The organism is Arthrobacter ramosus, assembly GCF_039535095.1.
GTDB lineage: Bacteria > Actinomycetota > Actinomycetes > Actinomycetales > Micrococcaceae > Arthrobacter > Arthrobacter ramosus.
In genome coordinates, this window is sequence record NZ_BAAAWN010000001.1 from 2871099 (window position 1) to 2892802 (window position 21704).

The window sequence follows — 21704 nt, forward strand, 5'->3', positions numbered from 1 at the left end:
GGTCAGCAGCCCGGGCATGCTGTGAATCTACGCTGCAGGGCCTCTGGCGGCAACGGCCACATTGGCCGCACCCCGATTAGCTGGCGGCCTGTTGAGCGATGGTGTGGGCGAGCCGGTAGGAGTCCGTGCCGGTTTCGATGATGGCGCCGTTAAAGGTCAATCGGTCCACGATTGCGGCGCAGAGACGCGGGTCGCTGAAGGTTTTGGTCCAGCCGGAGAAGGACTCGTTGGAGGCGATGGCGATGGAGTTCTTTTCTTCGCGTTCGGTGAGGACTTGGAAGAGGAGTTCGGCGCCGCGGCGGTCCAGTTCCATATAGCCCAATTCGTCGATACAGAGCAGGTCCACGCGGCCGTAGCGGGCGATGGTTTTGGCCAGGATTTTCTCGTCGGCGGCTTCGACGAGTTCGTTTACGAGCCGGGTCGCGAGGGTGTATTTGACCCGGTAGCCCTGTTCCGCGGCCGCGGTGCCGAGCCCGATGAGCAGGTGGGTTTTGCCCGTTCCTGAGTCCCCGATCAGGCACAGGGGGGCGCCTTTGCGGATCCAGTCCCCGGTTGCGAGGGTGTGGATGGTGGCGGGGTTGATGTTCGGGTTGGCATCGAAATCGAAGTCTCCGAGCCATTTGTTCCTTGGAAAGTTCGCGGCTTTGACCCTGCGGATGGAGGAGCGCCGGTCCCGGTCGTCGCACTCGGCAAGCAGCAGTTCGGCCAGGAAACCCTGGTAGGAGAGTTGTTCCTTCCCGGCGACGGTGAGTGCTTCGTCCAAGACCGCCCTGACGGTGGGCAGGCGCAGCCGACGGCAGGCCTGGTCCACGGCCGCGACCGCGGCTTGTTCGGTCAGGCCGCGGCGCCGGCGCAGTGTCGGGGTGATGGTGGCGGCAGGGGCGGTGGGGCTCATGAGATGTTCTCCTTCGACGCGTTGTCCGGGTGTTTGTTGCGTTTGGCGAGCAGCTCGTCATAAACACTCACCGAAGGAAGAGGGCGAGCGTCCTGCGGGAGCCCCGCAATAACAGCGGCGGGGTCCATGAGCCGACGCTGGGTGAGACTGACAACCCGTTGCACATTTACCTCGTCATGAGCACCGTGATGACGGTCCGAACCGGCCCCACCCACCGAAACGTTTGTAGCGTGTCTGCGGGCTTCGACAGCGACGACGTCGGCGCTGACCGCGCCCACTCCCAATGCCGCGGTGATCCCTGCCTCGATGTCTGCTCCGTCCATGGAACGGTGGAGCAGCAAGATGTCGATCAGTTCACGGGTTCCCTCGGCGTCGCCATTGACCCGGCGCGAGGCGGCCCAGAAGGCTTCATGGGCGCTGGTGAAAGCACCGGACTCCCGTGCCCGGGCCAACGCGGTGGAGCCAGGCAAAGCGCCGGGCTTGGTTTTGAGGACCTCCAGGTAATGGTCCAGCTGGACCGACTGTGCGCCCTTGGCAATGATCCGCTGATGCCGGGCCGCCACCGCGCGGCCGTCGAACACTACAAGCTCCGATGCCCGCAAGGACACCCGGACTCTTCTGCCTATGAACCGCGCGGGCACGGAGTACTTCACCATCCGCACCGTGATCATCGAGGACCGGTCCACCCTCGGGTTCAGCACCAGACCGGGATCGAACTCTTCGGCCGGCAACGGTGCCAGGAACGGGCGCTCGGCGGCGAGGTCCTGGCCGATGGTGCGGATCCGGTCATTGATCCGCCGCTGATCGTCTTGGACCTCCCAGGCCCGGATCCGGTCGTTGAGCTCCTCCAGGGATCTCGCGACGGGCATCGGGGTAAGCCGGTTGCGGCGGAACCAGCCCACCTCGCCCTCGACTCCGCCTTTCTCGTGAGCCCCGGCAATACCTGGCTGGCAGTAGAAAGGATCAAAACCGTAGAACGAGCGGAACAACACCCACCGGTCGTTCTCCGTTCGTTTCCGGCCCTGCCCGAACACCACAGCCCGGACGGCGCTGGTGAGGTTGTCATAGCGGATGTGTTTAACCGGCACCCCGCCGATCTCGTTGAACGCCTCGATATGGCCTTCCAGAAACGCTTCCTGGGCCTGGGTGGGGCAAATCCGGTGGATGGCCTTGCCGGAATGGGACAACCGGAAGATGAACATGTGACACTTCGTCTTCACCCCGTTCAGCATGATCCAGACTTCGCCGAAGTCCACTTCTGCCTCCGCGCCGGGGCGTGTTCCTGCGGAACGAACACTTCAACCCGGCGACCGGCTTCGACATCGATCTGCGCCCGACGGACCCGCACGTAATCACGCACCGTCGAATACGACAGCCCCTGGGCACCATGCTCCTCGATGAGCCGGGCAAGAATCCTCCGAGCCGTATGGCGTTGCTTCCGCGGCGCTGTGGTGTCCTCGACCAGCATGGCATCAATCGCGGGTTTGAACGGCTCTAGCCGCCAGGAGACCCCTCGCCGTGGTTTGCGTTCCGGAGGGGCCGCGGACTCCAGGGCCTGCCTCACCGTCCTTCGGTGAACCCCATGCCGGCCTGCCAGTGCACGAACCGACAGGCCCTCAACCCGGGCGTCTCTTCGGATCTGTGCGAACAACTCCACTCTCGACTCCATCCAGACCATCCTTCCGCCGCATCCATCCATTGATGAATCCAACGTTGAAGGTGGGGCCACGAATAACCGTCACAAGGTGCCCAGCGAGTCATGAAGTGGGGCCGGATATATCCGTCCTACCGGGGCCATCCAAACCTGTCACAGTCAATGGTTGGGCGGGACTATCTCCGGAACCCGTTTCGATGGGCACCCGTACCGCGTTTCCCCATTCCGTCCATGACCCGTCGTAGTTCCGCACGTGGTCGAGACCCAGCAAATGGGTCAGGGCGAACCAGGTGTGACTCGATCGTTCTCCAATGCGGCAATAGGTTACGACGTTGTCATCGATCCCCAACCCGATTTCCCCGAAATAGAGGGCTTCGAGCTCCGCACGCGATTTGTACGTTCCGTCTTCAGCTACGGCCCGGGCCCAGGGAACGTTCCGGGCGCCTGGAATGTGTCCGCCGCGCAGCACGCCCTCTTCGGGATAGTCGGGCATGGTTGTCCGTTCTCCGCTGAATTCCTGGGGCGAGCGAATGTCGATGAGGGGCTGTCCGATGTGTGCGATCACGTCGTCTTTGAAGATCCTGATGCTGGCGTCATCGCGCTCGATCGTTGGGTAAGTGGCAGCGTTGGCGGCCACGCCGGTCCCCACGGTCTCGAGTGGGCGGCCCTCTGCGATCCACGTGTTTCGCCCGCCGTCGAGGAGCCTCACGTCGGGGTGTCCAAACAAACTGAAAACCCACAATGTGTAGGCGGCCCACCAGTTGTTCTTGTCCCCGTAGATAACCACGGTGGTGTCGCGGCTGATGCCGCGGGACACCATCAGTTCGGCAAACCTCCGTCCGTCGAGATAGTCCCGCTGGACCGGGTCGTTCAAATCGGCGTGCCAGTCGACCTTGACTGCTGTTGGGATGTGACCGGTTTCGTAAAGGAGCACGTCCTCGTCGGACTCGACAATTACGAGACCGTCACTTCCCAGGTGGGTGGACAACCAGTCTGTTGTCACGAGGCGATCGGGATGTGCGAACTGGGCGATCTTGGAAGAGCTGTCGAGCGGCAGGGACTGCTTCATGGGTATTCTCCTTAGATAAACTCATATTTCCTGGGTCTTGAACGCCGACCTCAAATGACGGGCGACCGGTTGCGGCGGCCAGGTGTTGACGGCGTTGTCGGACGCGACGCACAAGGCCATCTCGTCTGGCCGGGTTGCCTGGGGAGGCGGAGCCTTGCCGCTGCTGGTTTCGATTGCAGATTCGACCGTGAGTGGTAATCGTTTCTAGACCTGATGTTCAGCCCGCTTGCGGGCCCGGTGCGCGCGAAGGTTCTCCGCATGGCCACACACCCGGACATCGTGCCAAACTCCGCTGTTGTTTCGGGACCGGTCGAAAAACGCGGCCTGGCAGCGGTCGTTACGGCACGTCTTGAGTCTGCGCCAAATATCGGTCAATTGGGCTTCGAAGATTTCGACCAGCATCAGGGATTCGATCTGGCGGGCGCCGGCACCCCGCGGCTCGGCCGAAACGCGACCGTCCGGGCCGAGCCTCAGCTGAGTCGTGGCTGCCCGGAGCAAATGTGCAGGGGTGTCAGGATTATCAGCAGGATCGTTGTTTCCCGTGCCCAAGGCAAGCTTTAGATCTGTCCGGAAGCGACGTAGCTCCTTCAGATCACGCGGCCCCAATTCGACGGCTATGGGGGTTTTTCCGGCGGTCCGGGACCACTCCGCCAGTCCGGCATCGAGCCAAGCCTGTGCGTCGTCGGCTTCATCCAGCAGATCTGTAGAGCGAGGCTTACCTGCTGATTGTGTATTGAGCAGGTCCTGAACAAACCCGAGGCCGCCGGGGGCGCTATCGATTCCGTAACGGATTGTGCCTTTCCAGCTCATCGTTTGCTCACTCCTATCAATTCCATGCTTTTCCTTCCGCTCGGCCGCGTGTGCCCCGCACTGATTTGGCCCTTTGGTGCCGGGAACAAACGCGTCCGCAGCCCGGACGAACGCGGGCTAAATAGTCTCCGGTGGCGACGGCCTATCCTTGACGGGCGGCGCGAGAGCGGCGAGTGGATGCTCAGCAGTCAAGGGTCGTCGCAACCGGCGGCAAAACCTCCATCCGGCCAAACCGTGCCCTCTGTTTTTACCGTTCGAGTACGACCGCAAGGCCTTGGCCCACTCCGATGCAGATGGCCGCCACGCCGATTCCTCCGCCGCGCCGCTCAAGTTCACGGGCCAGATGTAGGAGTATTCTCGCGCCTGATGCACCCAGTGGGTGCCCTATGGCCAGGGCGCCGCCGTGGATGTTGACCTTTTCCGGATCAAGGTCCGGCCATAACTTCAGACAAGCGAGACTCTGGGACGCGAAGGCCTCATTCAGTTCGACGACGTCGACGTCTCCCCAAGTTTTGCCGGCCCGCGCCAAGGCTCGGTTGGCGGCCTCAACGGGTGCAATGCCGAAGACGTTGGGGTCCACTCCGGCCACTCCCCTTGACACGATTCGGGCCAGCGGGTCAGTGGCCAGGGCTCCCTCGCGTCCGATGAACAACGCTGCGGCGCCGTCGTTAAGAGGTGATGAGTTGCCTGCGGTGACTGAACCGTCGCTGCGAAAGGCGGGCTTTAGTGCGGCAAGGGCCCCCACTGAGGTGTCGGCGCGGATCCCCTCATCGCGGAGCAGCGTTGTGCCCGGCACCGAGACGACCTCGTCATCATAGATGCCGGCGTTCCACGCTGCATCCGCGAGACGGTGACTCCTGGCCGCAAACTCGTCCTGCGCCTGACGGGAAATGTGGAAACGATCAGCCAGTATCTCAGCGGTTTCACCGTTGGACACCGTCCAGTCGCCCGGCATCTCCGGGTTGACCATCCGCCAACCCACCGTCGAACTGTGCAGCGTTTCAGGGCCGGCCGGGTAGGCACGCTCCGGCTTCGCGAGGATCCACGGGGCACGGCTCATCGACTCGACGCCCCCACTGAGAACGAGGTCTGTGTCACCGACCTCGATTGCACGGCTGGCCTGGATGACGGCCTCCATGCCCGATCCGCAGAGCCTGTTGAGGGTGGTGCCGGGCACGGACGTGGGCAACCCCGCCAGCAGCGAGGCCATACGCGCAACATTCCGGTTGTCTTCTCCTGCACCGTTCGTGTCGCCAAAAATGACATCACCGATCCGGGCCGGCTCCAGGTCCGGGTGACGAGCGATCAATTCGCGGATCACGTGCGCGGCAAGGTCATCCGGCCGGACGCCTGCCAAGGACTTCCCGAACTTCCCAAAAGGAGTCCGGATCCCGTCATATATATAGCTATTTGCCATGCGCAGTCACCTTTCGTCGCCACAGCAGCCGTTGAATCCTCGGGCTTACGGTAAGGAGGGGAAATTCAGGTTTTGTAAAGATCTGCACGCCGAGCCTGCTTGAAATGCTCGTTTCCGGGAGCCTGCTGCACGGCGGCGCCGTGCCGCGTCCAGATTCCGTCCACGCGCATCAGACGCGACGCTCACTCGATCGCGGAGGGGGCCGAAGTTGCGTTCCTGCTGATCGGCTTTCCGCGACCGCACATTGACGAGAATACAACATTTTTGACGCTTGCGCGAAATATCCAAAAGCGTTACGGTTATTTCATCTCGGCGCAGTGTCCGGCCCACCGTCAGGCGACCATGGCGTCCGGATCACCGCCCGCAAGTCCCCTCTTCCCGCGGAACGTGGCCATCCTGAGCCTGTCCGAGCTAAGAGCACCGCAAACTCCGACACCCCGGATCACATCGAGAACAGCCGGCCCTACCTTCACGACGCCGCGCACTGGCCCTCAAACCAGTCCGCATAGCTTTCTTCGAGGCAATGATGGCCTCTATCCTGGCCACATCGTCCCCGGCATTTTGGGCGCGGCTACGACACTCCTCGACAAATTTAAAATTAGATGCAACCCTGCCAGCACACCGAAGAGAGATGCAGCATGACAACTAAGATCGACGGCGCAGTCGTATTCGTAACAGGAGCGAACGGCGGCCTCGGCGAGGAATTTGTTAGACAGAGCCTTCAGCGCGGTGCTGTAAAGGTTTACGCGACCGCCCGCAGTCCCAGGGAGTGGGGCGATCCCCGTATCGCGCCCCTGTTCCTCGATGTGACGGATCCGGAGTCTGTCGCCCAGGCCGTCAAGAACGCCGCGGATACGACCATCGTCATCAACAACGCGGGAATGACCCGCCGTGGACCTCTGGCTGAGGCGCGCATGACGGATGTGCGCGCGATATTCGAAACTAATTTCTTTGGCGCTCTAAACGTCGCCCAGGCGTTCGCACCAATCCTTGAATTCAACAGGAACGGTGCGCTGCTGAACGTGCTTTCCGTGTTGAGCTGGCTTGGATCGGGCAACGCGTATAGCGCGTCGAAGGCGGCGTTATGGTCCGCGACGAACTCCCTGCGACTGGAACTGGCGCCACGGGGCATTCTGGTCAGCGGTCTCCACCTCGGATTCACCGCGACGCCGATGACAAAAGGCATCGACGCCCCCATGAACAACGCCGCTGACGTTGTCCGCGCCGCACTAAACGGCCTCGAAGAAGGCGACTACGAGATTCTAGCCGACGACCTCAGCGTCACCACAAAGGCAAATCTCGCAGCTCCTATCGAGGTCATGTACCCCCAGCTGGTCAAACCCTAGGGTTGTCATGCCGACGATGTACGACCCAATCCGAAGCCAAGTGTGTTGACACCGTCAACACACACCCTTCCTGACCGGTTTTGAGCCAAGGCAATTGCATCCGCACTCTCCAGCGGACGCGTCTTTTCGGTGCCGCCTGCGACTTCTACGTCTCCGAGGATGGTTCGTGGGGACGGTCCGGCCAGACACGTTCGGCGAGCGAGAGGACCGGAGGCAGCGCCGGGTTGTCCGAGGTCCGGCGCCACGCCATGCGCAGATAGACCGGCAGGGTCTTGTCGAGCACCCGCAGGAAATGCACGTGCGGGTCCGTCACGTTCTCCGCGACGGAGGAAACCGTCAGGGAGCATCCGACTTCGGCTCCGACCAAGGCCATGGCGGTCCACGAATCGGGTGCCCGCTGCACAATGTCGGGATCGAACCCGGCGCCCAGGCTGAGCCTGCGTAGCCGATCACCGAGTACCGAGCCCTCATGTGGGAGCAATGCGACGAACGGCTCGCCGGCGAGATCCGCTATATGCACGTCCTCTTGCAAGGCGAGCCGGTGGGATGCCGGGACGGCCATGACGAGGTGTTCCTCGACGATGGTTCGTGCCTGGACGCCCGCGGGAACGAAGTCCCACCGGCCGAGGCTGACGTCCACTTCGCCCCGGAGAACCCGGGCCAGGGCCGGAAGGGCGAAGTCCTGGCTGTTCAGGCGGAATTCAATCCCCGGGTATTCCTTTCGAACCTCGCGGGCGAGCATTCCAACGAGCACATGGGTCGATGCGCCGGCGTAGGCGAGCGTGACTGTCCCCACCTCGCCGCGCTCGGCGGCCAGCGCGCTGGCTTTGGCACGGTCCGCTGCAGCGAGAATCTTCTGGGCCGGCGCCACCAGCGCCGCTCCGGCCGCCGTCAGCCGGACGCTGCGGGTACTCCGAACGAAAAGGTCGGTGCCGAGGTCGCGCTCGAGTTGCCGCACCATCCTGCTGACCGGTGGCTGCGCCATATGGAGCCGCACGGCGGCCCGCCCAAAGTGCAGTTCCTCCGCCACCGCGAGGAAGACCCGAAGTTGTTGAATCTCCATGCAGAGATTATTTCAGAAAAGGCAATAATCGAACACAAAATAAGTATTGGACGCACCGTAATAGCCGATGGGATAGTGAAAAAGATGTCCCACACGGAAGAGAACCCATGACTCTGACCAGCAACGCGGCCCGCCGGGACGTCTTCGGGCGCAACGCCAGCGGACCCTTGGCAGGCATCGTTATCTCGGACTTCAGCCGGGTCCTCGCCGGACCCTACTGCACCATGCTCCTGGCGGACATGGGCGCCACAGTGATCAAGGTCGAGAGCCCGTCCGGCGATGAAACACGTGCATGGAAACCGCCGGTCTTTGAAGGCGAGTCCACGTACTACCTCTCGATCAACCGCAACAAGCGGTCCATCGCCTTGGACTTCAGCGACCCCGAGGATATCGAGACTGCCCGCAACATCGCCACAAGCGCCGATGTCGTCGTTGAGAACTTCAAGCCAGGTGGCCTTGACCACTTCGGCCTGGACTACGCGTCCATCGCGGAGCGCAACTCCGCTGTCATCTACGCGTCCATTACGGGATTCGGTTCCGCCGGTGGCGCCGCCCTGCCCGGTTACGATCTGCTTGTGCAGGCGATGTCCGGTCTCATGAGCATTACCGGCGACCCGGATTTCCCCGCCTACCGCTCCGGCGTCGCTGTCTTCGACGTCATCACCGGACTGCATGCCGCCCTTGGCGTCCTGTCTGCACTTCACGAGCGCAGCCGGAGTGGTCGGGGCCAGCGCGTAGAAGTGAATCTGATGTCCTCGGCGCTCTCGGGCATGGTCAACCAGACCGGCGGGTTCCTGCTCAGCGGGAATGTGCCCACCCGTATGGGCAATGAGCACCCCAGCATCTATCCCTATGAGCCGTTCCCCACCGCAGACGGCGAGATCGTCTTGGCCATCGGAAACGACCGGCAGTTCCGGACCCTCTGCGATGTGGTCGGCGCAACCGGGCTGGCCGCTGACCCCAGGTTTTTGACTCCCCCGGGCCGAAGCCTCAACCGTGCGGCGCTGCGCCCCATCCTGCAGGGGCTATTGGCGTCCCGAACGGCCTCCGACTGGTTCGACATCTTCACCGAGGCACGACTGCCGTGTGCGCCGATCAACGACGTCCGTGGCGGAATCGAATTCGCACGGCGACTTGGACTGGAACCGGTGGTGGAAGTAGGCGTCGGCGAAGCAGCCATCCCCGGGGTCCGGAACCCGATCACCTTCTCAGCAACGCCCGCCAGCTACGACCTCATCCCGCCCTCCATCGACGCAGACCGGGGCGACATCCTGGAGTGGCTACGCTCCACCGAACCGCAACCCTAAACCCGTCATCAGCAACCAACCCGTCCACGGAGCGACCAAAGGACCCATCATGACCAGCACAACAACTCCCACTCGCGCCGCAGCGCTCTCCGACTACTTCCACCTCGACGACGAACTGAACGCGGAGGAATTGGCCATCCGCGACAAAGTCCGCGAATTCGCCGAACACCGGGTCCTTCCCATCATCAACGAATACTGGGAAAGGGCGGAATTCCCGTACGAACTGCTCCCGCCGCTGGCTGAACTCGGCATCATCGGGACGTTCATCAAAGGCTACGGATGCCCGGGAATGAGCCGGAAGGCTGCGGGCATGGTGGCTCGCGAAATGGCACGGGCCGACGGAAGCATCAATACTTTCCTTGGAGTGCACTCCAACCTGTGCATGGGTGCACTGAACATGCTCGGCAGCGACGAACAGCGGCAGGGCTGGCTCCCTGATTTGGCCAAGCTGACGAAGACCGGCGCTTTCGCCTTGACGGAGCCGGACCACGGGTCCGACTCGGTGGCCCTGGAAACCAGCGCTACCCGCGACGGCGACACATGGGTGATCAATGGCCACAAGCGCTGGATCGGCAACGGCCACGCGGCCGATGTAATAGTGCTGTTTGCCCGCAACACAGAAGACAGCAAGGTCAATGCCTTCGTGGTCGAAAAGGACGGAAACGGCAACCACCCGGACGGCTACAACCCTACGGTGATCACCGGCAAGATCGGCAAGCGGGCCATCCTGCAGGCCGACATCGTCATCGAGAACATGCGGATCCCGGAGGCCAACCGGCTGGAGAACTGCCGATCCTTCGCCGACGTCTCCCGTGTCCTCCAGGCAACCCGCGGCGGCGCTTCCTGGGAAGCAGTAGGCCACGCCATGGCCTGCTTCGAGATCGCCGCCGACTACGCCGCCAAACGCGAGCAGTTCGGCAACCCGATCGCCGGATACCAACTCGTCCAGCACCGTCTCGCCAACATGCTCAGCGAGCTCACCGCGATGCAGCTGATGTGCAACCGCATGGCGGAACTGGCCGATCAGGGCCTGCTGACCAACGCCATGGCCTCCATGGTCAAAATGTCCACCTCGCAGAAGGGCAAATGGATCTGCAACGAGGCACGTGAACTGCTCGCCGGCAACGGCCTGCTGCTCGAGAACCACGTGGCCCGTCACCTGACGGACATGGAAGTCGTGTCCACTTACGAAGGCACCGACTCCATCCAGGCGCTGCTGGTAGGCCGTGACATCACGGGCGTCTCGGCCTTCCGCTGACCTGACTCCACAGTCTCCCCCACACCAATCACGAAGGAGTTTCCATGCCCGAAGCATTCCTCGTCGGCGGGGCACGCACCCCCGTTGGCCGCTACGGCGGCGCCATGAGTTCCGTCCGGCCCGACGACCTGGCCGCCCTCACGGTGCGGGCCGCCGTCGAACGCGCGGGCCTCGACCCGGCCCTCGTGGACGAGGTGATCCTCGGCAACGCCAACGGCGCCGGCGAGGAGAACCGCAACGTCGCCCGCATGGCGTGGCTGCTCGCCGGCTTTCCGGACACCGTCCCTGGCATCACCGTCAACCGGCTCTGCGCCTCGGGCCTCAGCGCCGTCATAATGGCCTCGCACATGGTCAAGGCCGGTGCCGCGGACATCGTCGTCGCAGGCGGTGTCGAGTCCATGTCCCGCGCGCCCTGGGTTATGGAAAAGCCGGACAAGGCATTCGCGAAGCCGGGCGCCGTCTTCGATACGTCGATCGGTTGGCGGTTCCCGAACCCCGCTTTCCTGTCCGGGGAACTCTCGCGCGATGGCAAGGCCACCTACTCCATGTCTGAAACCGCGGAGGAAGTGGCCAGGGTCTTCAACATCTCCCGTGAGGACTGCGACGCCTTCGCCGCGCGCTCCCACGAGCGCGCCCTCGCCGCGATCGAGGCCGGCCGCTTCGCCGACGAGATCGTCCCCGTCATGGTCAGTGGCCGCAAGGGCACACAAACCATCGTGGACACCGACGAAGGCCCCCGCCCCGGAACAACCAAGGACGTGCTCGCCGACCTGCGCCCGGTAGTCAAAGGCGGCAGCGTCGTCACCGCCGGCAACGCCTCCCCGCTCAACGACGGCGCATCCGCGATCATCGTCGCTTCCGAGGCAGCCATCGAGAAATACGGCCTGGCTCCCCGCGCCCGCATCCTGGACAGTGCCTCCGTCGGCGTCGCACAGGAAATCATGGGCATCGGCCCCGTTCCGGCTACCCGCAAAGTCCTGGACCGGACCGGCATCGCGGTAGGCGACCTCGCCGCCGTCGAACTCAACGAGGCGTTCGCGTCGCAGGCCCTGGCCTGCATCCGCGAGCTGAAACTCGACCCCGGCACCGTCAACAACGACGGCGGCGCGATCGCCCTCGGCCACCCGCTCGGCTCCTCAGGGTCCCGCCTCGTCATCACGCTGCTCGGCCGCCTCGAGCGCGAGGCCACGCAAGGCCGCAAGCTCGGCCTCGCCACCATGTGCGTCGGCGTCGGACAAGGCACCGCATTGCTGCTGGAAGGCATCTGATGACAGGAGTAATGAACGACGCCGGCACGTGCCTTGATGTCTCGGGCTTCGTCACGCTGCTGGTCGAGGAACGGGAGGACCGGCTCGCGGCCCGGCTGCACCGGCCCGAGGTCAGGAACGCGATCGACCAATCGATGGTGGATGAGCTGTACGCGGTGTGCGCGCACCTTGAGCGCACTCCGAAGATCCTGATCCTCTCCGGCACGCCCGCGGATCCGGAGAGCGGAACCAAAGCTGTTTTCGCGTCCGGTGCGGACATCGCGCAGCTGCGCGGGCGGCGCCGCGACGATGCCCTGGCCGGGATCAACTCCGGGATCTTCGAGCGGATCGCGAAACTGCCCATGCCGGTTATCGCCGCGTTGGACGGATATGCGCTCGGCGGCGGGGCGGAACTGGCCTACGCGGCGGACTTCCGCATCGGCACGCGGGGGCTGCGGATGGGCAATCCGGAGACCAACCTGGGCATTCTGGCGGCGGCCGGTGCCATCTGGCGGTTGAAGGAGCTCGTCGGGGAACCGCTTGCCAAGCAGATCCTGTTGGCGGGCAAGGCCCTGGCGGGCGAGGAGTGCCTGGCCAACGGATTGATCACTGAGCTTGTGGAGCCCTGGACGTTGATGGACTCGGCGCACGCCTTGGCCGACACCATTGCGGCGCAGGACCCGTTGGCCGTTCGAATCACCAAGGCTGTGTTCCACGCCCCGCGGGACGCCCATCCCGTCATCGACACCTTGGCTCAGGGCGTGCTCTTCGAGTCCCAGGCCAAGTTCGACCGCATGCAGGCGTTCCTCGACAGGAAGAAGAAGTAAATGAGCACCTCAGTACAAGCCGGGGTACGCGGCGGCCTCCCCGCGCGCGTCGGCGTCCTCGGCGGAGGCAGGATGGGCGCTGGCATTGCCCACGCGTTCCTGATCAACGGGGCCGATGTGGTGGTCGTGGAGCGCGACGACGCCTCCGCACAGGCGGCCCGTGAGCGGGTGGAATCTTCCGCAGCGAAATCGATTGAGCGCGGCGCTGGCAACGGCAACCTCGACGAGATCGTTTCGCGCCTGACCGTTTCGGTGGACTACGCCGCCTTCGGGGACCGCCAACTGGTGGTGGAGGCCGTACCAGAGGACTGGTCGCTGAAGGTCGCAGCGTTGCGCGGGGTCGAACAACGTCTCCTGCCGGGAACGGTGCTGGCCTCAAACACCTCCTCGTTGTCGGTGTCCGGGCTGGCCGGGGAGCTGGAACGGCCAGAGGACTTCCTCGGACTACACTTCTTCAACCCCGTTCCAGCCTCCACTCTGATCGAGGTAGTGATCGGAAAACAGACCCGCCCAGAACTCATGGAACGGGCCAGGAGCTGGGTCCAGGGACTGGGGAAGACCGCGGTCGTGGTCAATGATGCACCGGGCTTCGCCTCGTCTCGGTTGGGCGTGGCGATTGCGCTGGAGGCCATGCGCATGGTCGAGGAAGGCGTCGCCAGCGCCGAGGATATCGATAACGCGATGGTCCTCGGTTACAAACATCCCACCGGGCCGTTGCGCACCACCGACATCGTGGGCCTGGACGTTCGCCTGGGCATTGCCGAATATCTCAACCAGACCTTGGGCGAGCGGTTCGCGCCGCCGCAGATCCTGCGGGACAAAGTAGCCCGCGGCGAACTCGGACGAAAAACCGGAAAGGGCTTCTTCGACTGGAAGTGATCTGAGCGGAACGACGTGTCGGGGGCGAATCGTTCGCCTCATTCGGGGTGACCGGGGAGCCTGGCAATCCAAAGAAGACCACTTGCGCAACGCTGTGGTTCTCCGGGCCCCGGCCGAAACTCGCTTAGAGTCCAACCAAACCTCGCTGCCGGGTGCTTCTCAAACTCAGTGACAAACACTCTCGAAAATGACTTGCACCGCTGTGCCCCTACAAACGCTGCCAGCGGGCAAGCTGTCGCCCGAGTGTTCTGCGGCGGTTGAAGGCGGGGGGATTGTGGTCTGATGGGTTCCTCTGCGGTCGTCCGTGGATCTTGCCGCGCAGTCATTCTGGGCCCGCCGAAAAGCGATAATGCACCCGGTATTTTTTGGAGTGTCTCGACGTCTGTCCGCAGAAATCGCGGGCCATATGCAAGATGGGCCAGCTTTGTGGCCGTCGGCGCTCCAGACGGACTGATCCTTTTGTAGCCGCGGCGGGATGTTGCGTCCGAAGCCCGAGGTCTCGTCCCCTGGGGTCAGACGCCGATACTGTTACCGTTGCATCGCTATGATGACATCCTCGACGTCCAGGGCCATTGAGATGCGGGTGAGGTCGGAAACGCGTGAAAGGTCCACGGCGAGCAGCTCTTCGATCCGTCGGCGGCGCAGGACGACAGTGTTCCTACGGATGCGTAATTCCTGCGCTGTCTCACTTGTGCTGAAGTTGTTGCGGACGAGCGCTGACAAAGTCAGCAGGAGCGACGCCTCCTGGGCCTGGTCGTATGCACGCAGCGGGCCAATCACCTCGTCTGCGTAGCGGCTCAGGGCGGATACGTTGGGGAGCTGGAGCAGCAGCCCGACCAACCCCAAATCGGTCAACAGCAGGGTCCGGGAGGTGCTGTTGCGCAGGGTCGCCAGCTCAATCGCTCCCCGGACGGATGCAAACGCCGCCGGATAGTCGGCGACGCGAGTTACTGGTCCCGTGATGGCCGCATACCCGCGATCTGTATCTTGAGCCCGTTGTCCCAGGCTCCGCCGGATTTCGTCGCTGATACCCCGTACTTCGTCGATCGGCGTCGTTGGCCCCACTGGCCAAAATGCGACTACGTACCCTTCGTGGGATCCGAGCAGTGGTCTGGGGAGGACTTCTCCTGCCATACGGGCGAATGTGGCGGCCAGAGGGTAGGGCAGGGGGCCGCCATCGCGGAGGTCATGCCGGACCCCGACGACGGCGTGGGGATGTGAGAGATCGTGGCCGAGCTGTATGGCCCGGGCCAAGAGCGCTGTGGAGCCGCGTCCTTCACCAGTCAGCAGCCCGGAGAGGATCTCGTCAGTGTCCCGCCACTCTGCTTCGGCATCCGTTCTGGTGCGGAGGAGTTCCAGGGCCAGAACCGTTGCAGCCCGTTCGATCGCCTGGCGATCGAGCGCTCGGAGCTCGGCGAGCTGCCCGCCCGTCCAGATCCAGGCCACGACTTCTTCCTTGATCATCACCGGAACACGGACAACAGTCTGCCCCCATGAATCCGAAAGGTGAACATCGCTCGACGCCCTGGCAGCGCCTGCCGACACGACCTCGGATAGGGCAGCCGCGTTCGCGAGCAGGGCATCCGGGAGTGTCTCTCCATCGTGTTCAATGTTGCAGAGGAGTGTCCCATTGGTTTCGGTCACGGCGACAGGACTGTTGAGGATCTCTGCCAGAGCCCCGGCAATGGCCGACACTCCTCCTCCCTCAAGCGCCAAGGCCGTCAGCCGATCATGGATCGCGTCGGCATGTCGTAGGTTCGCGATCGTCCTGGCCTGTTCGGACCGAAGCCGCGCGCTGGTGACCGCAATCGCTGCCTGGTCCGCGAGCATCGTGAGGATCGACTCTTCTTCTTTCGTGAAATGGTGCGACGAGCGGGTGTAGCAGACGAGAGTCCCGAGCGTCTCACTGGACGCGTTCAAAGGCACGGAGATCAAGGAGGTGTACTCTTGGCCACTTACCACGCCCATCCAGGGGACGAACGACGGTTCGCTTCTGATGTCCGCGACCTGAACGGGAACACCCAGGGCGAAAACCTGGCTCGAGGGTACTTTTGGGAAGCCGTGGATGCGGAGCGGGTGTTCGTTCAGCTCACGGACGTAGTCAGCCGAGAGCCCGTAGGAGCCCTCGATCAGCAGAGAATCCAAGCTCGGATCCGGGAGCATGACGGCCGCGAAGTCGTATGACATCAATTCGCAGGCGGTCTTGGCAACCAGGTCCAAGAGCTCCCTCATCGAAACGCCGCGGTTGACCGCCGCACCGACGCGTGCCAGCGCCCTTAGCCACCATTGAAGCTGCTCGGAGGTATGTTCAGCCCGCAGTTTCACACTTTGAGTTTTTCACGGTTTCCTCGAACCAGGGGGAAAACTTTCGACAGTGGGCCGACATGCCGGCGGCCTCCTCTCACAAAGCGCTGCGGAACCGCGTCAGGACGGCCAGTGGACCATGCCATGCGCCCCTATGCCGCTCATCGGATGACTTGTGAAATTGTGAAAATCCGACCAACCAAGGGCTCAGCAGCTCGAGCCATCGAGCGCGCCAAGAACAATCCGTCGGTACTCGCCCGGGGCTTATTCGTCCGTCCTAGTGGCAGCCAAGTAGTGCCGTGAATCGACCGAGCGAACATCGAGCAGGCCAAGCACCTCAGCTAGGGCTGACCGACGCTGCTTGAACGCCACAGCGGTCTTGGTACCAATGAGGATGAAGAGCGGGTCATCCGCTTCCAGGACCCGCAACTGCTCGACAAGCACCGCAACGTCATGGGCGCATTGCTTCGTCGCTGAAGTCCAGGGTGTTCGACGTCGAGCTCACCTCGGTGAGCAGATCCGTCATGGACGCACCCCAGCGAGAGGCCTGGAGGCTCATCCTGATTGGGCCCGTACGCGCGCGTTCATCCCCGAATAGGCGGTATTGCATGGGGAGTCCGGTACCTCTCACACCGGAACGGTAACTGTGGAGAGCACAACATTTCACCGGAATTGCACAGTCACCACGCGCCCCTAGCATCCTCGCCGGTAGGCCGGACGCTCCGCAGGGTGCTTGCCGGTCAGGCAGCCGAGATGCCGCCGTTGACGCTGATGGCCTGCCCTGTGAGCCGAGCCGCCGCCGGCCCACCAAGGAACACCACCAGATCGGCCTGGTCTTCGGCCGAAGGAAGGCCCAGATGTGCCTGGGCCATCGCTCGCTCGAAGAGCTTCTTGCTGAATCCATCCGACAAAGCCCGCTCGGTCGTGGGCGTTCCAGAGATCAGGGACGGGGTCACGGCGTTGACACGGATGCCATCGCGCTTTGACTCGATCGCGGCCGAGCGAGTGAACATCACAATGGCGGCCATGGCCGCCCCGAGGACCGTTTCACCGGGCGTAGCCGTCTTGGCGGCGTCAGAAGCAACATTGATGATGCTTCCGCCGTGCTGCACCCTCATTATCGGCAGGACGGCGCGCGTGACCAGCATGGGTGGGACAGCCTGCGCGGTGAGGATATCCGGGATCTGCTCCAGAGGTGTGCGATGAAGCAGCTCAGGCCGATAAGCCGGTGCCGACACAGAGGTGACGGCAACGTCGATGCTTCCCATTACAGAGTGGGCCCGGGAAACGGCCTCGCGGACAGAGATGGGATCAGTAGCGTCGAACGGAATGTGGACGACCTCGGCGTCGGGCTGGTGCTCAAGTAGCGCTGAGCGTGCAGCGGCTCCGCGGCCGGGGTCGAAGGAAAGCAGAGCAAAATGCCGGACGCCGGCGTCGGCGAACTTCACGGCACTGGCCCATCCGACACCCGAGGAAGCGCCGGCGATCAACACGCCGGCATCCTGGTAGTTGCGAACCACGGGGGGCGTCACATCGTTCATATGCGGTCTCCGTCGCTTTCAGGATTCGTAGTCGTGGATACCAACCGTTCGGGATCGAGCCGGAAAGTCGGTGAGGGTCGTATTCGGGCAGTCAGTGAGGACTGCCCGAATACTAAGTGCGCAGTCCAAGCCGACGGCCAGCGCGGCGACCGCTTCTCGAAGAAGGCTCGGATGCCTCCCTGCTCATCAGGGTCCTCGACACACGGCCGCGCAAACCGAGAAGAACCCTTCTTCGCGCCAGCTTTCGAGCAACTCGAAAAGCACGAACGGGTTGCCCTGAATCTGTGCGAGCAACTCATGCTTTGCTGCGTCGGGCCTGGACTGTGCGGCGCTTGGGTAACGTTCTTTGCTGCCGCACAGTCCGGGGCTTCGTTCAATATTAGGGAGAGAGCTGTTCCAGGACGCGTTCCTTGGTTTCGAGGGCGAATAGCGTGACGACGGCGGCGGCTATGACTGCGACGATGGCGAAGATGGCGAAGACGGAAACCAGCCCGAAGGTGACGAGCGTGCCGACGATGACGGGGCCTGCCATGGATGCGAGCCGGAGCCAAGCGGTTGCGGTTCCTACTCCCAGCGCCCTGACCCGGGTCGGGTACAGCTCCGGGGTGTAGAGGTAGAGACCGAGGCCGACTGCCGCAGCGAAGAAGTAGGCACCGCTGCCATAAATGAGAACGTCGCCGGGGGTCTTCGCTCCCGTAAGCGCCAGGATGCCGAGGAATCCGGCGGATCCGGCAAGGGCTAGTGCGAACCAGATCTTGCGTCCCACGTAGTCGATGGTGAAGGCGCAGAGGGCGGTACCGATGAATCCGACGGCGTTGCTGATGAGGCCGTATCGGAGGGATTCTTCCAAGGGAAGGTTGAAGACTGTCCGGTAGAGGGTGGGCAGCCAGGTTCCGATGCCGTAGTAGACCAGGTACGCAGCGAACCACATGAGCCAGACGACGAGTGTCCGCTTCAGGTAGGGAGTGCGGAACAGTTCTGCCCAGCTGGTCTTCTTGTTCTGCGTTGGCACGGTCAAGCCTTGCGCGGGCTCGGGCAGCGGTTGGCCGGTGGCTTCCTCCACCTTGGACTCAATCAGACTCATTGCCTGGTCGGCGCGTTCGTTGCGCCCCTTGCTGGCGAGCCAACGCGGGGATTCGGGCAGCCGTGTACGGATGGAGTAAACCATGAAGATGGGGGCGGCTCCGATGATGAACATGTAATGCCATCCAAGGTTGGGCACGACCCAGTATCCGACGATGCCTGCGGCTACTACGCCGACGGAGAAGAGCAGCTCGTAGACAAGGACGAACTTGCCCCGGCCGTGAGCCTTGGTCATTTCGCTGATGTAGACGGCGGCGATGGGGACTTGCCCGCCAAGTCCAAGACCTTGGATGGCGCGGAAGAGCAGCAGGGACTCGAAGTTCCAAACGAAAGTGCAGGCGACACTCATGATCGAGAACGTGATGATGGAGGCAATCATGGCCGGCAGCCGTCCGAAGCGCTCAGCAATCCACGAGAAGAACAGCGCCCCGACGAGCTGGCCAAGATAGCCCACCGAGATCAGGAGGCCGACTTGTCCGCCGTTCAGGCCCCAGGCGGTGACCAGTACTGGGAGCACCTGGGCAATGGTGAGCGCGTCGAAGGCGTCGAAGAAGGTGGCCGTGCCGATCAGGACGCGTGCCTTGACCTGCCATTTGGACAGTGGCAGGCGTTCGATCCGGCTGGTGACGTCGTACACCGAGCCTGGTCCGACGGATGGCGGTTGCAGATTCTGGGGGGTATATGCCACGTCAATCTCCACTCTGAGGGGCAGGGTTGGGGTTTGTTTGCTGTCCCGGCGCCGGTCTTGCTGGCATAAACGGCGCCGGGACGGTCGGGCTCTAAAGACGCCCGTAGGGACGTCGAACCTGCTCGTCTTTAGAAGTCGGAGTGCCGGAGCAGCCGGGCGAAATGGTTGATCGCGTCGCCCTGCCAGAGGATATTAGCGGTTCCGGTTTCGCTTGCCGTCGAGCACCCACGGGGCGATTTCCTGGAGGACTCCGTAGCGCATATCGATGTCAACGCTGAGGGGGTTTCGGTAGCTCTTGAGCGAGACGCATAAACGGCTCGAGCGCTCGCGGGTCCGCGAGGGCATCCGCTTTCACTGCCAATTCCGGATCGACTCCGGCAAGGATCTTCCGCACGGGGACTTCCGTTTTCTTGCCCGTCAGTGTCCTCGGGATGGCCGGCACCGCGTAGAAGACGTCCGGGACGTGGCGCGGTGAGATCTTTTCGCGCAGCGTGCGACGCAGTCGCGGTTCGATCTCGTCGAGACTGGTGCCCTGAGCCAGAACCACGAAGCACAACAATCGTCCATCACCGGAACCGATCTCAATCACCATCGAGTCCAAGATCTCGTCAAAGGCCTCGACAACCGCGTAGAAGTCTGCTGTCCCCATCCGCACGCCGCCACGGTTGAGCGTCGCGTCGCTGCGCCCGCTGATCACCCACGAGCCACGAATCGTTCGGCGGATCGAATCTCCGTGGTGCCAGACGCCGGGGTACGTGTCGAAGTAGGTCTCCTGCATCCGCGTGCCGTCGTCGTCGCCCCAGAGGCTCACCGGCATCGAGGGCATCGGCTCGGTCAGGACGAGTTCACCGATTTCCTCGTGAAGTTCCCTGCCGTCGGGGTCGAAGGCGGCCACGGCGGCACCCAGCCACGCACGTGACAGTTCCCCCGACCACACCGGAACCGTCGGGGCAGGTCCGATGAATGCCGCGCACAGATCGGTGCCGCCGGAGATCGAGCAGATGGGGAGATCTGGCGAGACGGCGTCGTGGAGCCAATGGTAGCCATCTACGGAGAGCGGAGAGCCGGTCGATCCAATCGCCTTGAGGGAACTCAGGTTGAACCGCTCCCGAGGGAGGATCCCCTCTTTCATGCTTGCGTGGATGAACGCAGCTGACATCCCGAAGAAGTTGACTCGGTGGCGTTCGACCAATTTCCACTGGACCTCGGCATTCGGGTACCCGGGGTTTCCGTCGTAGATCACGAGCGAGGCGCCTACCAGCATCGCGGACAGCACGTAATTCCACATCATCCAGCCGGTTGTGCTGTACCACATCAGCCGATCCCCGGGTCTCAGGTCCAGGTGCAGCCCAAGGGCCTTGATGTGGTCGAGGATTATGCCGCCGTGGCTGTGTACGATCGCTTTCGGAAGCCCCGTGGTACCGGAAGAGTACAGAATCCAGAGCGGGTGGCTGAACGGGACCGGCTCGAACTCAAGCGTTCCGTCAACGGCGACGAAGTCAGTCCACGAAATTGTCCCGGGAACTACCGATTCGGCGTCGACGTAGGACACCAGAACTGTCGCGCGGAGGGTCGGGAGCTGCTCCGACAACTCGGCCACCGCGGCGGTCGTGTCGTAGGTCTTGCCTCCGTACTGATACCCGTCGAACGCTAGCATGACGACCGGCTCGATTTGCGAGAAGCGGTCGCGGACCGCCTGGGCTCCAAAGTCGGGCGAGCAGCACGACCAGGTCGCTCCGAGACTTGCCGCGGCGAGGAAGAAGATCATCGTCTCCGCGGCGTTGGGGGCGAGCGCGACCACCCGGTCACCGACGCCCACGCCCAGCCTCTGAAGGCCGGCTCTGGCCCGGCCCACCTGGACGCGCAAGTCCCCGTGGGTCAACGTGATTTCCTGGCCATCTTCGCGGCAGAACACCGCTGCGACGTCGTCAGCGCCTCGTCCCGGCCCGTCAGTGAGGATGTGCTCTGCGTAGTTGAGGGTCGCGCCCGGGAACCAGTCGGCCCCGGGCATCTTGCGTGAACCCAGAACCCGTTCGGCGGGCGTGTGGAACTTGACCCCGCTGAAAGCCGACAGGTCTGCCCAGAAGTCCTCGAGCTGTCGAACCGACCAGCTGTGTAGCGAGTCGTAGTCAGCGAACGTCAGGCCCCGACGATCGTTCAGGAAGTCCATGAAGCGGCCCAGGTTGCTTGTGCGAATCTGCTCGTTGGTGGGCTTCCACAGCACTTCAGGAGCCGGGGGCGCCTCATGTTGAGGTGCCCCCTCTGGCCGAATCTCCGATGGAGTCGCTTGCACGGTTCGATTCTTCGACACTAGGA

General features: G+C 63.3%; 16 protein-coding genes and 1 pseudogene. 6 read left to right on the forward strand and 11 right to left on the reverse strand.

Features of this window, described 5'->3' with window-relative positions; all coding sequences use genetic code 11:
* Window positions 1–76 precede the first annotated feature (76 nt).
* The 5 genes and pseudogenes from istB to ABD742_RS13340 all read right to left on the reverse strand — a co-directional run bounded on the left by istB (window position 77) and on the right by ABD742_RS13340 (window position 5845).
* The gene (gene istB / locus ABD742_RS13320; protein ID WP_234750373.1) at window positions 77–895 is read right to left on the reverse strand and encodes an IS21-like element helper ATPase IstB; all 819 of its coding nucleotides are present in this window, start codon (window positions 893–895) and stop codon (window positions 77–79) included.
* Window positions 892–2564: pseudogene (gene istA / locus ABD742_RS13325) on the reverse strand (IS21 family transposase). Before istA ends, istB begins: the two are co-directional and overlap by 4 nt.
* Before the next feature lie 88 nt (window positions 2565–2652).
* A complete protein-coding gene (locus tag ABD742_RS13330; protein ID WP_234750369.1) occupies window positions 2653–3618 on the reverse strand; it encodes a sulfurtransferase in 966 nt (321 codons plus the stop codon).
* A gap of 204 nt (window positions 3619–3822) precedes the next feature.
* Window positions 3823–4428 (reverse strand): CGNR zinc finger domain-containing protein, encoded by a 606-nt coding sequence (locus tag ABD742_RS13335; protein WP_234750367.1) that lies wholly within the window; start codon window positions 4426–4428, stop codon window positions 3823–3825.
* A gap of 247 nt (window positions 4429–4675) precedes the next feature.
* Window positions 4676–5845 (reverse strand): thiolase family protein, encoded by a 1170-nt coding sequence (locus tag ABD742_RS13340; RefSeq protein ID WP_234750365.1) that lies wholly within the window; start codon window positions 5843–5845, stop codon window positions 4676–4678.
* Window positions 5846–6483: 638 nt separating this feature from the next.
* Between ABD742_RS13340 and ABD742_RS13345 the strand changes: the two genes are divergently transcribed.
* Entirely contained in the window at window positions 6484–7191 is a 708-nt protein-coding gene (locus ABD742_RS13345; protein WP_234750363.1) for an SDR family oxidoreductase, read from the forward strand.
* Window positions 7192–7336: 145 nt separating this feature from the next.
* Here ABD742_RS13345 and ABD742_RS13350 read toward each other — a convergent pair whose 3' ends face one another.
* A complete protein-coding gene (locus ABD742_RS13350; protein WP_234750353.1) occupies window positions 7337–8254 on the reverse strand; it encodes a LysR substrate-binding domain-containing protein in 918 nt (305 codons plus the stop codon).
* 107 nt (window positions 8255–8361) lie between these two features.
* Between ABD742_RS13350 and ABD742_RS13355 the strand changes: the two genes are divergently transcribed.
* From ABD742_RS13355 to ABD742_RS13375, 5 genes are read left to right on the forward strand one after another with little or no spacing between them, the layout of a single operon-like run.
* A complete protein-coding gene (locus ABD742_RS13355) occupies window positions 8362–9561 on the forward strand; it encodes a CaiB/BaiF CoA transferase family protein (RefSeq protein ID WP_234750351.1) in 1200 nt (399 codons plus the stop codon).
* A gap of 49 nt (window positions 9562–9610) precedes the next feature.
* Complete coding sequence (locus ABD742_RS13360; RefSeq protein ID WP_234750350.1) at window positions 9611–10819, forward strand: acyl-CoA dehydrogenase family protein; 1209 nt, start codon at window positions 9611–9613, stop codon at window positions 10817–10819.
* A 44-nt stretch (window positions 10820–10863) separates the two neighbouring features.
* Window positions 10864–12087, forward strand: coding sequence for a thiolase family protein (locus tag ABD742_RS13365; RefSeq protein WP_234750348.1), 1224 nt, complete (start codon window positions 10864–10866; stop codon window positions 12085–12087).
* Window positions 12087–12893 (forward strand): enoyl-CoA hydratase/isomerase family protein, encoded by an 807-nt coding sequence (locus ABD742_RS13370; RefSeq protein ID WP_234750346.1) that lies wholly within the window; start codon window positions 12087–12089, stop codon window positions 12891–12893. Before ABD742_RS13365 ends, ABD742_RS13370 begins: the two co-directional genes overlap by 1 nt.
* Window positions 12894–13772 carry a 3-hydroxyacyl-CoA dehydrogenase family protein gene (locus ABD742_RS13375; RefSeq protein ID WP_234750343.1) on the forward strand — a complete coding sequence of 293 codons (879 nt, stop codon included), beginning with the start codon at window positions 12894–12896 and terminating at the stop codon, window positions 13770–13772.
* A 528-nt stretch (window positions 13773–14300) separates the two neighbouring features.
* Here ABD742_RS13375 and ABD742_RS13380 read toward each other — a convergent pair.
* From ABD742_RS13380 to ABD742_RS13400, 5 genes are all read right to left on the reverse strand, one after another.
* Window positions 14301–16097, reverse strand: coding sequence for a helix-turn-helix domain-containing protein (locus ABD742_RS13380; RefSeq protein WP_234750341.1), 1797 nt, complete (start codon window positions 16095–16097; stop codon window positions 14301–14303).
* Between the two features lie 243 nt (window positions 16098–16340).
* Window positions 16341–16520 carry a hypothetical protein gene (locus ABD742_RS13385; RefSeq protein WP_234750337.1) on the reverse strand — a complete coding sequence of 60 codons (180 nt, stop codon included), beginning with the start codon at window positions 16518–16520 and terminating at the stop codon, window positions 16341–16343.
* A 296-nt stretch (window positions 16521–16816) separates the two neighbouring features.
* Window positions 16817–17617, reverse strand: a complete 801-nt coding sequence (locus ABD742_RS13390) for an SDR family NAD(P)-dependent oxidoreductase (protein ID WP_234750334.1) — start codon at window positions 17615–17617, stop codon at window positions 16817–16819.
* Between the two features lie 379 nt (window positions 17618–17996).
* Window positions 17997–19388, reverse strand: coding sequence for an MFS transporter (locus tag ABD742_RS13395; protein ID WP_234750332.1), 1392 nt, complete (start codon window positions 19386–19388; stop codon window positions 17997–17999).
* A gap of 268 nt (window positions 19389–19656) precedes the next feature.
* Entirely contained in the window at window positions 19657–21681 is a 2025-nt protein-coding gene (locus ABD742_RS13400) for an acetoacetate--CoA ligase (RefSeq protein ID WP_234750330.1), read from the reverse strand.
* Between the last annotated feature and the right edge of the window lie 23 nt (window positions 21682–21704).

Coding starts and splice junctions, on each gene's coding strand:
- istB (WP_234750373.1), bottom strand. CDS start 895: ATGAGCCCCACCGCCCCTGCCGCCACCATCACCCCGACACTGCGCCGG.
- ABD742_RS13330 (WP_234750369.1), bottom strand. CDS start 3,618: ATGAAGCAGTCCCTGCCGCTCGACAGCTCTTCCAAGATCGCCCAGTTC.
- ABD742_RS13335 (WP_234750367.1), bottom strand. CDS start 4,428: ATGAGCTGGAAAGGCACAATCCGTTACGGAATCGATAGCGCCCCCGGC.
- ABD742_RS13340 (WP_234750365.1), bottom strand. CDS start 5,845: ATGGCAAATAGCTATATATATGACGGGATCCGGACTCCTTTTGGGAAG.
- ABD742_RS13345 (WP_234750363.1), top strand. CDS start 6,484: ATGACAACTAAGATCGACGGCGCAGTCGTATTCGTAACAGGAGCGAAC.
- ABD742_RS13350 (WP_234750353.1), bottom strand. CDS start 8,254: ATGGAGATTCAACAACTTCGGGTCTTCCTCGCGGTGGCGGAGGAACTG.
- ABD742_RS13355 (WP_234750351.1), top strand. CDS start 8,362: ATGACTCTGACCAGCAACGCGGCCCGCCGGGACGTCTTCGGGCGCAAC.
- ABD742_RS13360 (WP_234750350.1), top strand. CDS start 9,611: ATGACCAGCACAACAACTCCCACTCGCGCCGCAGCGCTCTCCGACTAC.
- ABD742_RS13365 (WP_234750348.1), top strand. CDS start 10,864: ATGCCCGAAGCATTCCTCGTCGGCGGGGCACGCACCCCCGTTGGCCGC.
- ABD742_RS13370 (WP_234750346.1), top strand. CDS start 12,087: ATGACAGGAGTAATGAACGACGCCGGCACGTGCCTTGATGTCTCGGGC.
- ABD742_RS13375 (WP_234750343.1), top strand. CDS start 12,894: ATGAGCACCTCAGTACAAGCCGGGGTACGCGGCGGCCTCCCCGCGCGC.
- ABD742_RS13390 (WP_234750334.1), bottom strand. CDS start 17,617: ATGAACGATGTGACGCCCCCCGTGGTTCGCAACTACCAGGATGCCGGC.